Origin of the sequence: Oceaniglobus trochenteri (assembly GCF_020529025.1) — a bacterium.
GTDB classification, from domain to species: Bacteria; Pseudomonadota; Alphaproteobacteria; order Rhodobacterales; family Rhodobacteraceae; genus Oceaniglobus; species Oceaniglobus trochenteri.
Map to the genome: position 1 here is coordinate 394,133 of NZ_JACNMM010000002.1, position 14,514 is coordinate 408,646.

9 protein-coding genes are annotated in these 14,514 nt (G+C 65.7%); 6 read left to right on the plus strand and 3 right to left on the minus strand.

What is annotated here, in order from left to right:
- Positions 1-19: 19 nt before the first annotated feature.
- The 3 genes from H7828_RS02140 to H7828_RS02150 all read right to left on the minus strand — a co-directional run bounded on the left by H7828_RS02140 (position 20) and on the right by H7828_RS02150 (position 4,545).
- The gene (locus H7828_RS02140) at positions 20-1,018 is read right to left on the minus strand and encodes a DUF2235 domain-containing protein (protein WP_226779288.1); all 999 of its coding nucleotides are present in this window, start codon (positions 1,016-1,018) and stop codon (positions 20-22) included.
- Positions 996-3,299, minus strand: a complete 2,304-nt coding sequence (locus H7828_RS02145) for a xanthine dehydrogenase family protein molybdopterin-binding subunit (RefSeq protein ID WP_226779289.1) — start codon at positions 3,297-3,299, stop codon at positions 996-998. Before H7828_RS02145 ends, H7828_RS02140 begins: the two co-directional genes overlap by 23 nt.
- Before the next feature lie 103 nt (positions 3,300-3,402).
- On the minus strand, positions 3,403-4,545 hold the full coding sequence (locus H7828_RS02150) for a type III PLP-dependent enzyme (RefSeq protein WP_226779290.1): 1,143 nt from the start codon (positions 4,543-4,545) through the stop codon (positions 3,403-3,405).
- Between the two features lie 222 nt (positions 4,546-4,767).
- Here H7828_RS02150 and H7828_RS02155 point away from each other — a divergent pair, with 222 nt between their 5' ends.
- The 6 genes from H7828_RS02155 (at position 4,768) to H7828_RS02180 (ending at position 14,327) form a co-directional block, all read left to right on the plus strand.
- Positions 4,768-5,208, plus strand: coding sequence for an Lrp/AsnC family transcriptional regulator (locus H7828_RS02155; protein WP_226779747.1), 441 nt, complete (start codon positions 4,768-4,770; stop codon positions 5,206-5,208).
- Between the two features lie 187 nt (positions 5,209-5,395).
- The gene (locus H7828_RS02160) at positions 5,396-8,509 is read left to right on the plus strand and encodes a valine--tRNA ligase (RefSeq protein ID WP_226779291.1); all 3,114 of its coding nucleotides are present in this window, start codon (positions 5,396-5,398) and stop codon (positions 8,507-8,509) included.
- A 52-nt stretch (positions 8,510-8,561) separates the two neighbouring features.
- Positions 8,562-9,668: a pyridoxal phosphate-dependent aminotransferase gene (locus H7828_RS02165; protein WP_226779292.1), complete on the plus strand. Its 1,107-nt coding sequence runs from the start codon at positions 8,562-8,564 to the stop codon at positions 9,666-9,668.
- 55 nt (positions 9,669-9,723) lie between these two features.
- Positions 9,724-9,882 carry a hypothetical protein gene (locus H7828_RS02170; protein ID WP_226779293.1) on the plus strand — a complete coding sequence of 53 codons (159 nt, stop codon included), beginning with the start codon at positions 9,724-9,726 and terminating at the stop codon, positions 9,880-9,882.
- 25 nt (positions 9,883-9,907) lie between these two features.
- On the plus strand, positions 9,908-10,900 hold the full coding sequence (locus tag H7828_RS02175) for a zinc-binding metallopeptidase family protein (RefSeq protein ID WP_226779294.1): 993 nt from the start codon (positions 9,908-9,910) through the stop codon (positions 10,898-10,900).
- A gap of 97 nt (positions 10,901-10,997) precedes the next feature.
- Positions 10,998-14,327 (plus strand): transglutaminase family protein, encoded by a 3,330-nt coding sequence (locus H7828_RS02180; RefSeq protein ID WP_226779295.1) that lies wholly within the window; start codon positions 10,998-11,000, stop codon positions 14,325-14,327.
- Positions 14,328-14,514 lie beyond the last annotated feature (187 nt).

Below are 14,514 nucleotides of genomic sequence, written 5' to 3' on the forward strand. Positions count from 1 at the left end.
ATTTGCAGCAAGAAAGAGATCAGCGGGCTGTGGGGTGGATGCTTTCGCTGGGATTGGCGCCTATCGTGCGTGGGGTCCGGTTGAAGAACAGGCGGCTCCAGCCGGCCATGGTGCCGGCCGAGGGGGCATCGGGATCGGTCGGGAAGCGGCTGCGCCAATCTTCGGGCAGCGGCAGGCCACAGCCTTCGGCCTTTTCCAGCATCCAGACCAGCGGGATATTGGCCAAGGGGCGGCATTCGGCGCGGCAGCCCTGCTGGCCGCCGACATCGCCGTGGGTGCCGCGAAACCAGACCTGTTCCAGCGTGCCACGGTAATCGGGGGTCAGGTGCCACAGGACGGGCTCATAAGCGCGGCGGGTTTCATCCATCGCCAGCGCCTGAAAGCCATGGCGGGTGGTATGCCCCAGTTCGTGGTTGTGGAAGGCATGGGCCGGTTCGGAATAGCGCCACAGGATCGGCGCGCGCAGACCCAGCGCCTTGACCGTATCAAAGACGCCGATCATGTCGATCGCGACGCTGTCGTGGCAGTGGGCGTCGGCGAAGGCCGTGCTGTCGCCCGACTCGCGGTAGAGCCGATAGGCCCGCGAGATGGTGCGCGCCGTGGCGTGATCGGCCCGCACGAGGCCGATCCTGTCGATCACCCCTGCGAGCGAGCGGACCGCGTAGGCACCGCGCGAATAGCCGAAGAGGAAGATCCGGTCACCCTGCCGATAGCGCGAGGCCAGGGCGCCATAGGCCCGCTGGATCTGTGAATTCAGCCCCCGCCCCAGGATCACGTTGCGCACATGGCGCCAGTTTTCCCACTGGATGCCCGGTTCGTAGCGCACCCAAAGATCGGCGCGGGGGGCGCGTTCGGCCAGAAGCTTGTAGATCAGCCCGATGTTGGTTTCGCACCCCGGCGAAAGCGATGACATGGTGCCGTCAAGCAGGACGACATGGGTGACCGGTTCGCGCCGGTCACGCCATGGCGTCTGCAGAACGGCGTGGCCCGTCGTCCTATTCGGCGGCGATCTTTTCATTGCCTCCGTTCAGGGCTTCCCAGACCCGCATCGGTGTGAAGGGCATGTCGATCTGGCGCACGCCACTATCCCACACCGCGTCGAGCACGGCGTTCGAGACGGCGGCCAGCGCCCCGACGGTGCCCGCTTCGCCGCAGCCCTTCATCCCCAGCACGTTGGCGGTGGAGGGGACCGGTTCGGTCGAGAAGGCGATCATCGGCATGTCATCGGCCCGGGGCATTCCGTAATCCATGAAGGTGGCGGTCAGAAGCTGGCCATCCTCGGAATAGACCACACGTTCGGTCACCGCCTGCCCGATACCCTGGGCAACGCCGCCGTGCACCTGGCCTTCGGCCAGCATCGGGTTGATGAGGTTGCCGAAATCATCGACCACCGTGTACTTGTCGACCCTGACCTGACCGGTTTCCGGGTCGATCTCGACCTCGGCGACATGGGCGCCGTTGGGATAGCTGCGCCCGGGAAGCGTTTCGGTCTGGGTCTGGCGCAGCAGGTCGGTGCGGCCTTTCTCGCGCGCCATGGCCGCAATTTCGAGCATGGTGGGCGCCTCGTTCCGGCCGGTGGCGCGGAAGCGCTCGTCGTCAAAGCTGATGTCGCCCTCGGCGATGCCCAGCTCCTCGGCCAGGAAGGCGGTGAATTCACCGATCATCTTCTTGACCGTGCCATAGGTGGCATTGTTCTGGGTGGTGACCGAGCGCGAGCCGCCGGTGCCGCCCCCTGTCGCGATACGGTCGCTGTCGCCCTGGATCACGCTGATCGCCTCCAGCGGAATGCCGGTCTGATCGCTGAGGAACTTGGCATAGACGGTTTCATGCCCCTGTCCGTTGCTTTGCGTGCCGACATAGATCAGCACGCTGCCGTCTTCCTGGAATTCGACGGTGGCGGTTTCGCTGGGGTTTCCGAGGATCGATTCGATGTAATAGCAAAGCCCCTGACCGCGCAGCAGCCCGCGCGCCCGGGATGCCTTGCGCCGTTCCTCGAACCCGGCGCGGTCCGATGCCTTTTCGGCCGAAGCCAGCAGGCGTTGAAAATCGCCCACGTCATAGGTTTCGCCGGTGGCCGAGGTATAGGGGAAGGAATCGGCCGGGATGAAGTTGCGGCGCCGGATCTCCCAGGGGTCGATGCCCAGTTCGCGCGCCGCATAGTCGATCAGGCGTTCCAGCGCGAAGATCGCCTCGGGACGGCCCGCACCGCGGTAGGCATCGACCTGGGTGGTGTTGGTGTAGATGCCCTTGGCCTCCATCCAGACCGTCTGGACGTCATAGGTGCCCATCAGCACCTTGCAGAACAGCTCGGTCTGGATGTACTGGCCGAAATTGGCGTTATAGGCGCCCATGTTGCAGTTCGAGCTGATCCGGTAGGCGGTGATCTTGTAATCCGCATCGAAGGCCAGTTCGCCCACCGACACAAGGTCGCGCCCGGCATTGTCGCTGAGCATGGATTCGGTCCGTTCGCCCATCCAGCGGACCGGGCGGCCCAGTTCGCGCGAGGCGACGGCAGACATCAGGTATTCGGGGTAGTTCGGGGCCTTCATGCCGAACCCCCCCCCCACATCGGGGTTGGTCACACGCACCTGTTCGGGGTCGATCCCGAAGGCGGTGGCCATCTCGGATTTCACGCCCCAGACGCCCTGCCCGTTGAAACAGACATGCAGCCGGCCGTCGTTCCATTCGGCATAGGCGCCGCGCGGCTCCATCGAGTTGGCGATCACCCGGTTGTCGTCCATCCGCAGGCTGACGGTATGGGCGGCCTCCTTGAAGGCCTTGGCGGTTGCCGCCTCGTCCCCCTTGGCGAAATCGAAGACCACGTTGTCGGGCGCTTCGGGGTGGATGGCGGGGCCGCCGGGGGCGACATCGACCTTGGCGGGCAGATCGTCATAATCGAATTCGATCAGTTCCGCCGCATCGCGGGCCTGGGCCAGGGTATCGGCCACGACAAAGGCCACCGGTTCGCCCACGAAGCGCACGCGCCCCTCGGCCAGGAAGGGGCGCAGCGGATCGGCCCCCTTGCTGCCGTCGCGGTTCCCGACAAGCGAGGCGGACATGCCCAGCCCGACGCCGAGGTCGCGGACATCCGCCGCGGTCAGCACCATGTGGACACCGGGCGCCTCGCGGGCCTCGTCGACGTTCAGCGTGGTGATTTCGCCATGGGCCACGGGCGAGCGGAAGACGAAGCCGTGCAGCGCGCCTTCGGGCGCGATGTCATCGACATAGCGCCCATGCCCCGTCAGGAAGCGGACATCCTCGACCCGTGTGGTGGATTGCGATTTGCCAAAGCTGTCCATGGTGCTCTCCTGCGGTAGACCGTTTGCAGGGAACACTAGCGGCCGGTGGGGCAGTGTCCAGCCCCGCCCGGCCGATTGTCGGCGCCGTGATCGCCCGGGCCTCTCAGCCCTGAAGCGCCATCACGGTGACGATCTGGAAGTTGCCGAAGCCGTTGAAACGGGTCACGGTCGCGGTGGAATAGGCGCCCAGCCCATGGAAGAGGATGAAGTCGCCCTCGTCCATGTCGGCGGGCAGGCCCAGTTCGCCCGGCAGCCGGTCGACCGAATCGCAGGTCGGGCCAAAGACGATCCGCCCGCGCGGGGCACCGGTGCGCCGGTTGCCTGCGCCATCGCGCACCTCGATACGGTCGATGATGCCGATCAGCGGCAGTTCGGCCAGCCCGCCGTAGACGCCATCGTTGATGAACACATGTTCGTCATCGCGGATCGCCCGCACCTGGGTGGCCAGCGAATAGGATTCGGCCACCAGGCCACGGCCCGGCTCGCAGACCAGAGCGGGGCGGTCCTCGCCGAAGGCTTCGGTGGTGACGCGGTCAATCAGGCCGAAGATACCCTCCAGCGCGGGGGCAATCTCGGTCAGGCGGTGCGCCGGGAAACCGCCGCCCACGTTCAGGCGGGCAATCTTCACGCCCGCATCGGCGGCGATCGTCGCGGCAGTGCGGATATAGGAATCCCAGGCCGCCGGATCGGTGCACTGGGTGCCCGGGTGGAAGGTAAGCGAGGGAACAAAGCCCAGGGCGGCCGCTTCGGCCAGAAGTGCGGTGGCCTTTTCGGCGGTCGCGCCGAACTTGGCGCCGAAATCATAGGCCGCGCCCTTGACCGGCAGCTTGAAGCGCACGGAAATCTCGGCGCCCGCAGGCACCAGCGCGCCCAGCTTGGCCAGTTCCGAATGGCTGTCGACCGAGAAGGACTGCACGCCCAGTTCGACCGCGCGGGCGATTTCCGCCTTCGAGCGGACGGGGTTGTTGTAGTGCATGGCAGCGCCGGGGGCGACGCGGCGGATCATCTCGATCTCGTAGACCGAGGCAACGTCATAGCCGCGGATGCCGGCGGCGGCCAGGTTGGCGATGACCATCTCGTCCGGGTTCGCCTTGACGGCATAGGTCACAAGACCCGGAAACCCGTCGAGAAACCGCTTTGCCGTGGCTTGCAGAACCATGGGCGCAAAGAACAGGACCGGATCGGCCGGCTCCTCGCGAACAAGGTATTCGGTCGGATTTGCGAAGATGGTTTTCGACAGTCCCATGGGGTCACGTCTCCTCAGAAGGATTAAAAAGCCGCTGCTTTCTCTTGCCCGGACGGCCCGGTTGGGAGGCACACACGATGGTCCACCACACCAGGCCAGGTACGCGAGAACGCCGCCCTTATCTCCTGAAGTCTGTGGACCATATGGCGGCGGATTTCACCGATGAAAAGAGTTGAATTGTGCGGCAGCCTCGTTAAATTGACGAAAAACGTGGGCAAAATGATGGATGAACTGGATCAGCGGCTTCTGGCGGCCCTTGCGGCCGATTCCTCGACCTCGACATCGCGGCTGGCGCGCCGATTCAAGGTGGCGCGCAGCACCGTGCAGGCGCGGATCGAACGGCTGGAACGCACCGGCGTGATCGGCGGCTATACCGTGAAGCTGGGCCAGGCGATGACCCTGCGCCGCATCCGCGCGACGGTTCTCGTCCGCATCGAACCGCGCAGCGGCGCCGCCGTCCTCACGAAACTGCGCGCCCTGCCCGAGGTCGAAATCGTCCACACCACCTCGGGGCGGGTCGACATGATCGTGCAACTGGCCGCCGAAACCACCCAGGACCTGGACGAAACGCTCGACAAGCTGGGCGCGCTGACCGGCGTGATCGCCACCGAAAGCCTGATCCACCTCTCCACCAAGATCGACCGCTCGATCAGCGGGATGTGAGGGATGGCTGCGCCGGCGGCGTATCCGAATCCCCGCCGGCACCCGGCCCCCTCTGCCGCAGACCGGTTTCTTTCTTGCCCAAATACTCCCGCCGGAGGCATCCGACAGCGCCACCCGGCGCATCCGCCCCTTTCCCTTGCCCCGCCTTGTCGGTAAATCAACGCCAACACGAGGAAGGATCGCCGCTATGCCGATGGACAAGACATTCCAAGCCGCCGACGCCGAAGGGCGCATCTATGACGCCTGGGAAAAGGCCGGCTGCTTCACCGCGGGCGCCAACGCCAGCCGCGCCGAAACCTTCAGCGTGATGATCCCGCCGCCCAATGTCACTGGCAATCTGCACATGGGCCATGCCTTCAACAACACCCTGCAGGATATCCTGGTGCGCTGGCACCGGATGCGCGGCTTCGACACGCTCTGGCAGCCGGGCACCGACCACGCGGGCATCGCCACCCAGATGGTGACCGAACGCGACATGGCCGCGAACGGCGAACCCACCCGCCGCGACTTGGGGCGCGAGGCTTTCACCAGCCGGGTCTGGCAGCAGAAGATCAAGTCGCGCGGCACCATCATCGGCCAGCTCAAGCGCCTGGGCGCCTCGGCCGACTGGTCGCGCGAGGCCTTCACCATGTCCGGTGCCCCCGGCGCCCCCGAGGGGGAAGAGGGTAATTTCCACGATGCCGTGATCAAGGTCTTCGTCGACATGCACGAAAAGGGGCTGATCTACCGCGGCAAGCGGCTGGTCAACTGGGACCCGCATTTCGAAACGGCGATTTCCGACCTCGAGGTCGAAAGCACCGAGGTCGACGGCCACATGTGGCACTTCAAGTACCCGCTGGCCGGCGGTGAAACCTATGAATACGTCGAGCGGGACGAGGACGGCAACGTCACCCTGCGCGAGGTCCGCGATTACATTTCCATCGCCACCACCCGCCCCGAAACCATGCTGGGCGACGGCGCCGTCGCGGTGCATCCGGGCGACGAACGCTATGCGCCCATCGTCGGCAAGCTCTGCGAAATCCCGGTGGGCCCGAAGGAACACCGCCGCCAGATCCCGATCATCACCGACGAATATCCTGATCCCGCATTCGGGTCGGGCGCGGTGAAGATCACCGGCGCCCATGATTTCAACGACTACGGCGTGGCCATGCGCAACGGCATCCCGCTCTATGCCCTGCTGGATACCAAGGGGCAGATGCGCCAGGACGGCCTGTCCTACGACGACTCGGCCCGCCAGGCCGCCGACCTGGCCCGCACCCACGGGGCCGACACCACGGCCCCCGACGTGGGCCAGATCAACCTCGTCCCCGAAGACCTGCGCGGCCTTGACCGGTTCGAGGCGCGCAAGCGCATCGTCGATCAGATCACCGAAGAGGGCCTGGCCGTCACCGTGCAGGTCACGGTCGAAGGCGATGAGGGCGCGCAAGCAACCGAAGAGCGCCCGCTGGTCGAGAACAAGAAGATCATGCAGCCCTTCGGCGACCGCTCCAAGGTCGTCATCGAACCGATGCTGACCGACCAGTGGTTCGTGGACACCGCCAAGATCGTCCAGCCCGCCATCGACGCGGTGCGCAACGGCGAGGTGACGATCCTCCCCGAGCAGGATCGCAAGGTCTATTTCAACTGGCTGGAGAACATCGAACCCTGGTGCATTTCCCGCCAGCTCTGGTGGGGGCACCAGATCCCGGTCTGGTACGGGCTCGATCTGCACACGTCCTCCTTCCGCGACGACGAAGGCGACAACGCGCTGGACGAGGTCGAACTGCTTTCGCTTCTCACCCGCGATCACCTGGTGCATTCCGGCCACCGCCTGCACTGTGCGCCCGCCTTCGAAGACGTCTCGGCCCGCTTCCGCGACGATATCGCCGCCCTGCCCGCCCCGCTGCACGCCGCCCGGGTGGTCGAGGTCGCCTCGCGCGATGAAGCAGTCCACGCGCTTGCCGCCTCGCTGGCCGAATACAACCTCAGCCAGGACCCGACGAAACTGGTCTATCCCGTCTGGCGCGACAGCGACGTGCTCGACACCTGGTTCTCGTCCGGCCTCTGGCCCATCGGCACGCTTGGCTGGCCGGAAAACACCGAGGCGCTGGAGAAGTATTTCCCCACCTCGGTGCTGATCACCGGCTTCGACATCATCTTCTTCTGGGTCGCCCGGATGATGATGATGCAATATGCCGTGGTCGGGCAGAAACCGTTCGGCACGGTCTATGTCCACGCCCTGGTGCGCGACGAGAAGGGCAAGAAGATGTCCAAGTCGCTGGGCAATGTTCTCGACCCGCTGGAACTGATCGACGAATACGGCGCCGACGCGGTGCGCTTCACCCTCACCGCCATGGCCTCCATGGGGCGGGACCTGAAGCTCAGCACATCGCGCATCGCCGGCAACCGCAACTTCGGCACCAAGCTGTGGAACGCCTTCCGCTTTGCCGAAATGAACGGGGCCACCACCCACAAGGGACAGCCCGCACCCGAGCAGACCGTCAACCGCTGGATCATGGGCGAAACCGCCAAGGTCCGCGCCGAGGTTGACGCCGCCCTTGAAAGCTATCGTTTCAACGATGCCGCCAACGCGCTTTACGTCTTCGTCTGGGGCAAGGTCTGCGATTGGTATCTCGAACTGTCCAAGCCGCTGCTGATGGACGGCACCGACGATCAGAAGGCTGAAACCCGCGAAACCCTGGCCTGGGTGCTGGATCAATGCCTGATCCTGCTGCACCCGGTCATGCCCTTCATCACCGAAGAGCTCTGGGGCCAGATCGAACGGGCAAAGATGCTGATCCACGCCGACTGGCCCACCTATGGCGACGAACTGATCGACGCCCGGGCCGACACCGAGATGAACTGGGTCATCTCCCTGATCGAGGGCATCCGTTCGGTGCGCGGCGAAATGAACGTGCCGGCCGCGCTCAAGGTCGATCTTCTGATGCTGGATCTCGACGCCGCCGGGCAGACCGCCTGGGACAACAACGCGCCGATGATCGAAAAGCTGGCGCGCCTTGGCACCGTCAGCCGCGCCGATACCGCCCCCAAGGGCAGCGCGACGATCCCGGTTTCGGGCGGCACCTTCGCCCTGCCCCTGGCCGACATCATCGACGTATCGGCCGAAAAGGCGCGCCTGTCCAAGGCCCTGCAAAAGGTCGAAAAGGAGCTTGGCGGCCTGTCGGGCCGGCTGAAGAACCCGAAGTTCCGCGAAAACGCCGCGCCCGAGGTGATCGAGGAAACCGAGGCCCAGGCCGCCGTCAAGACCGAGGAAAAGCAACGCCTGCAAGCCGCGCTTACCCGGCTGGCCGAAATCGACTGACCGCGGGGCGGGCCCTGCCCGCCCCCACCTCTGCCCGAACCGAAGGTGCGCCATGTCCCGTTTCCTGACCGATCACGTTGCCAGCCTGCCCGCCACGGTGCCCTTCGTGGGCCCCGAAACCCAGGAACGCGAACGCGGCCGCCCCTTTGACGCCCGCATCGGCGCGAACGAAAACGTCTTCGGCCCCGCCCCCGCCGCCATCCGCGCGATGGAAAGGGCGGCCAGCGATGTCTGGATGTACGCCGACGCCCAGCATCACGACCTGCGCCTTGCCCTTTCCGCCCTGCACGGGGTCGACCCGGCGCATATCCAGATCGGCGAAGGCATCGACACGCTTCTGGGCTATGTCTGCCGCATGACGGTGGAACCGGGCGTGCATGTCGTCACCTCGGACGGTGCCTATCCCACCTTCAACTTCCACGTCTCAGGCTATGGCGGCACCCTGCACAAGGTGCCCTACCGCGACGATCACGAAGACCTTGAGGCGCTGGTGGAAACCGCAAGGCGCACCGGCGCGCGGCTGATCTATCTGTCGAACCCCGACAACCCCATGGGCACCTGGCACGATGCCAGCGCCATCGACGACATGATCGCCAACCTTCCCGAAGGTACGCTGATGATCCTGGACGAGGCCTATGTCGAATGCGCGCCCGAGGGCACCGCGCCGCAGATGCGGCCCGAACAGCCCAACGTCATCCGCATGCGCACCTTCTCCAAGGCCTATGCCATGGCCGGGGCGCGGGTGGGCTATGCCATCGGCCCGCGCGACCTGATCGCCGCCTTCGATCGCATCCGCAACCATTTCGCCATGAACCGGATCGCCCAGGTGGGCGCCCTGGCCGCCGTCGGCGAACAGGACTACCTGGCCCAGACAGTGGCCAGGATCGCCGCCGCGCGCAGCCGCATCGCGCAGATCGCGGCCGACAACGGGCTGCACGCCCTGCCCTCGGCCACGAATTTCGTCACCGTCGATTGCGGCGGCGACGGTGCCTTCGCGCGCCGGGTTCTGGCCGGGCTGGGGGAAAGGGGCGTCTTCGTGCGGATGCCCTTCGTCGCGCCGCAGGATCGCTGCATCCGCCTTGGCTGTGGACGCGAAAGCGATCTTGACCTGCTGGCCCTCCACCTTCCCGCAGCGCTTGCCGAGGCCCGCGCGGCGTAATTCAAGGTGACATGAGGCCGATCCGCCCTAGGATGATCCGACGGGGGGGCGATTCATGGTCGAAGACTACACGATGGCGTTTCTGGTCTCGGCTTTCTGCCTGACCTTCCTTGTATTGTGCGCGATCTGGGTCATATGGGGATTGATGGCGGCCGTCATCTCGGGCTGGGCCGCCGATCGGGCGCTGAACCGCGCCAAGGGCGCCGCCACCTGACAATCCTATCGCCGGAGCCACCTCGATGAAGAGATTCACCTGCCCATCCTGCAGCAACGAACTGCACTTCAGCAACGATGGCTGTGTCGTCTGCGGCACCGACCTGGCCTTCGATCCGGCCCGGCTCGACATGGTGCCGGCGGCGGGGCAGACCCGCTGTGCCAATGCCGAAGTGGCCGATTGCAACTGGCTGGCCGAACCGGGCGAACGCTTTTGCCGGGCCTGTCGGCACAACCGCACCGTCCCCGATCACGGCATCGAGGAAAACCGCATCCGCTGGGCCGCGATCGAACTGGCCAAGCGGCAGCTTTTCTATTCTCTGATCCGCTGGAACCTGCCCCTGCCGGTGGATGACAACGGCCCATGGCCCGCCCTGGCCTTCGATTTCCTGACCGACGAAACCGATGCCGATGGCAAGGTGAAACCGGTACTGACGGGCCATGCCAACGGCCTTATCACCCTGAACATCGCCGAAGGCGACGATGCCGAACGCGAGGCGCGCCGCACCGCCATGGGCGAACCCTTCCGCACCCTCGTGGGCCACATGCGCCACGAGGTTGCCCATTATTACTGGGAGGTTTTGGTCAGGAATACCGACGCGCTTGACCAATGCCGCCGCCTGTTCGGCGACGACAGCGAGGATTACGGCGAGGCCCTTCAGCGCCACTATGCCAACGGCGCGCCCAACGACTGGCCCCAATCCCACGTCAGCTCCTACGCCACGGCGCACCCCTGGGAGGATTTCGCCGAAACCTTCGCCCACTGGATGCACATGGTTGACGGGCTGGAAACCGCCTGGGCCTATGGCATCAACGCCGGTCAGGGTGCCCTCCGCTTCGATCCCTACGCCGCCCCCGGTGCGCAATCGGTGATCGATGCCTGGGTGCCGGTCAGCATCGCGATCAACGCGGTCAACCGATCGCTGGGCCAGCCCGATCTCTACCCCTTCGTCCTGTCGGCCCCGGTGATCGACAAGCTGCAATTCATCCATGGCCTGATCGCCCCCTGGCGCGCCTGACGGCAGGCAGCGGCGCCGGGCCAGTCGGCCTATCGCTGGCCCCGCGGGGCGATCTGTGAAACGCTGGGATCAAACCGGCCTAACTTCTGGGAACATCATGTCGATCTATGCCAGCATCTATCACCTGACCCATTACAAGTATGACCGCCCGGTCACCCTTGGCCCGCAGATCATCCGCCTGCGCCCCGCCCCGCACAGCCGCACCCGGGTCATCTCGCATTCGCTGAAGGTGTCGCCGCAGCCGCATTTCGTGAACCACCAGCAAGACCCCTACGGCAACTGGCTGGCGCGCTACGTCTTTCCCGAACCGGTGCGCGAGCTGAAGATCAAGGTGGACGTGACCGCCGACATGTCGGTCTACAACCCCTTCGATTTCTTCGTCGAAGGCTTTGCCGAACACTGGCCCTTCGAATACCCCGAGGATATCCGCCCCGACCTGTCGATCTACATGACTCCCGAACCGGCAGGGCCCAAGCTGGCCGAGTTTCTGGCCAGCGTGCCGCGCGAAAAGACCCCGATCAACGATTTCATCGTCGCGCTCAACACCCGCCTGTCGCGCGAAATCGGCTATGTCATCCGCATGGAGCCGGGCGTGCAGACGCCCGAGGAAACCTTCACCACCGGCAAGGGGTCGTGCCGCGATACCTCGTGGTTGCTGGTGCAGGCGCTGCGCCATCTTGGCTTGGCCGCGCGTTTCGTCTCGGGCTACCTGATCCAGTTGAAACCCGATCTCGAGGCGCTGGACGGTCCATCCGGCACCGACAAGGATTTCACCGACCTGCACGCCTGGGCCGAGGTCTACCTGCCCGGCGCGGGCTGGGTGGGGCTTGACCCGACCAGCGGCCTTCTGGCCGGCGAATCCCACATCCCGCTGGCCGCCACGCCCCACTACCGCAACGCCGCGCCGATTTCGGGCATGGCCAGCTTTGCCGAGGTCGACTTTGCCTTCGACATGAGCGTGAAGCGCGTGGCCGAACACCCCCGCATCACCAAGCCCTTTTCGGAAGAGGCCTGGCGCGACCTGAACGCCCTGGGCGCCAAGGTCGACAAGGCTCTGGAGGATGGCGACGTGCGCCTGACCATGGGCGGCGAGCCGACCTTCGTGTCCATCGACGATTTCGAGGCGGACGAGTGGAACACCGGCGCCGTCGGCCCCACCAAGCGCGTCTTCGCCGACAAGCTGATCCGCCGGTTGCAACAGCGTTTCGCGCCCGGCGGCTTCCTGCACTACGGGCAGGGCAAATGGTATCCCGGCGAAACCCTGCCGCGCTGGACCTTCAGCCTCTACTGGCGGGGCGATGGCAAACCGGTGTGGAAGAACCCCGACCTGATCGCCGAAGAGGAAGGCGCCGGAACGGCGACGCCCGATGAGGCGCGCGCGCTTCTGGAAGGCATGGCCAAGGTGCTGGGCGTGCCCGACGAAAACGTTACCCCCGCCTATGAAGACCCGGCCGAGTGGATCATCAAGGAAGGCAACCTGCCCGAAAACGTGACCCCGGAGAATTCCCACCTGAAAGACCCCGAAGAACGCCAGCGCATCGCGCGCGTGTTCGGCCGGGGCCTGACCGAACCTTCGGGCTTCGTGCTGCCGGTGCAGAAATGGCAGGCCCGCGCCACCGCAGGCTGGCGCAGTGAAAAATGGACCCTGCGGCGCGATCACCTCTACCTTGTGCCGGGGGACAGCCCGGTGGGCTATCGCCTGCCGCTGGGCACCCTGCCCCACGTCCCCGAGAAGGACTATCCCCACGTCATCCCGCAGGATCCTTTCGATGCCCGTCCGCCCCTGCCCGATTTCGACGGCGAAACCGATGCCGAGGCCGCGGAACGCACCCAGGCGCGCAGCAGCTTCACCGCCTCCGAGGCGACCCAGGACCGCGTCGAACAGAAGCTGGGCGAACTGGGCGGCGCCGTGCGCACCGCCCTTTCGGTTGAACCGCGCGACGGGCGGCTTTGCGTCTTCATGCCGCCGGTCGAAAAGCTGGAAGATTACCTTGAACTGGTCGCCGCCGCCGAAGCAGCGGCCGAAGCGCAGGGGCTGCCGGTGCATATCGAAGGTTACGGCCCGCCCAGCGATCCGCGCATGAACGTGATCCGCGTCGCCCCCGACCCCGGCGTGATCGAGGTGAACGTGCACCCCGCCAAGGACTGGGACGAGGTGCGCACCATCACCGAGGCCGTCTATGACGAGGCCCGCCAGACCCGCCTGGCCGCCGACAAGTTCATGATCGACGGGCGCCACACCGGCACCGGCGGCGGCAACCACGTTGTCGTCGGCGGCGCCAGCCCGGCCGACAGCCCCTTCCTGCGCCGCCCCGATCTTCTTGCCTCGGTGGTGCGCTATTGGCAGCGGCACCCGGCGCTGTCCTACCTTTTCTCTGGCATGTTCATCGGCCCCACCTCCCAGGCGCCGCGCATCGACGAGGCGCGCCACGATTCGCTTTACGAGCTTGAGATCGCCCTGAACCAGGTGCCCCTGCCCGGCGAAGGCGAAGCGCCCGCGCCCTGGCTGGTGGACCGGCTGTTCCGCAACCTGCTGGTGGATGTCACCGGCAACACCCACCGCGCGGAAATCTGCATCGACAAGCTTTATTCCCCCGATGGCCCCACCGGGCGGCTGGGCCTTGTCGAATTCCGCGGTTTCGAGATGCCGCCCGATCCACGCATGAGCCTGGCGCAGCAACTGCTGTTGCGCGCCATCATCGCGCGGATGTGGGCCGACCCGATCAAGGGCAACCTCACCCGCTGGGGCACCACGCTTCAGGACCGCTTCATGCTGCCCCATTTCGTCTGGGAGGATTTCCTGGAAATCCTGCGCGACCTGAAGGATCACGGGTTCGACCTGTCGCCCGAGTGGTTCAGGGCCCAGGCCGAGTTCCGCTTCCCCTTCTGCGGCGAAGTGGAATACGAGGGCGCGCATCTGGAAATCCGCCAGGCGCTGGAACCCTGGCACGTCCTGGGCGAAACCGGCGCCATCGGCGGGACCGTGCGTTATACCGACAGTTCGGTGGAACGGATGCAGGCGAAACTCACCTGTGCCGACCCCGACCGTTACATCGTGACCTGCAACAAGCGGCAGGTGCCCATGACCCGCACCGCGACTTCGGGGGTGTCGGTGGGCGGTGTTCGGTTCAAGGCCTGGCAACCGCCCCTCGCGCTGCACCCGGTGCTGCCGGTGGACGCGCCGCTGGTCTTCGACATCTATGACACCTGGACCGGCAAGGCCCTGGGCGGCTGCACCTATCACGTCGCGCATCCGGGCGGGCGCAACTACGATACCTTCCCCGTCAACGGAAACGAGGCCGAGGCGCGCCGCCTGTCGCGCTTCCAGCCCTTCGGTCACAGTGGCGGCACCTGGCGCCCCGTCCCCGAAACGCCCCATCCCGAATTTCCGATGACCCTGGATCTTCGCCGGGCGCCCAACACCTGAGCGCCTTGTGAACATAATAGTGGACTTTTGCCGAAAATAGGTGCATTTCACCTGCCTGAGAGGTTGACGAATCTGATGGCGTTCGTGGGAGGAGACACGAACCATCCGGCAGGCCGAAAGGTCGCAAGGATATTCGCCATCGGCACTGCCCCCGGATGTCCCCGTTTGCGCGGAATCCGGGGGTGGT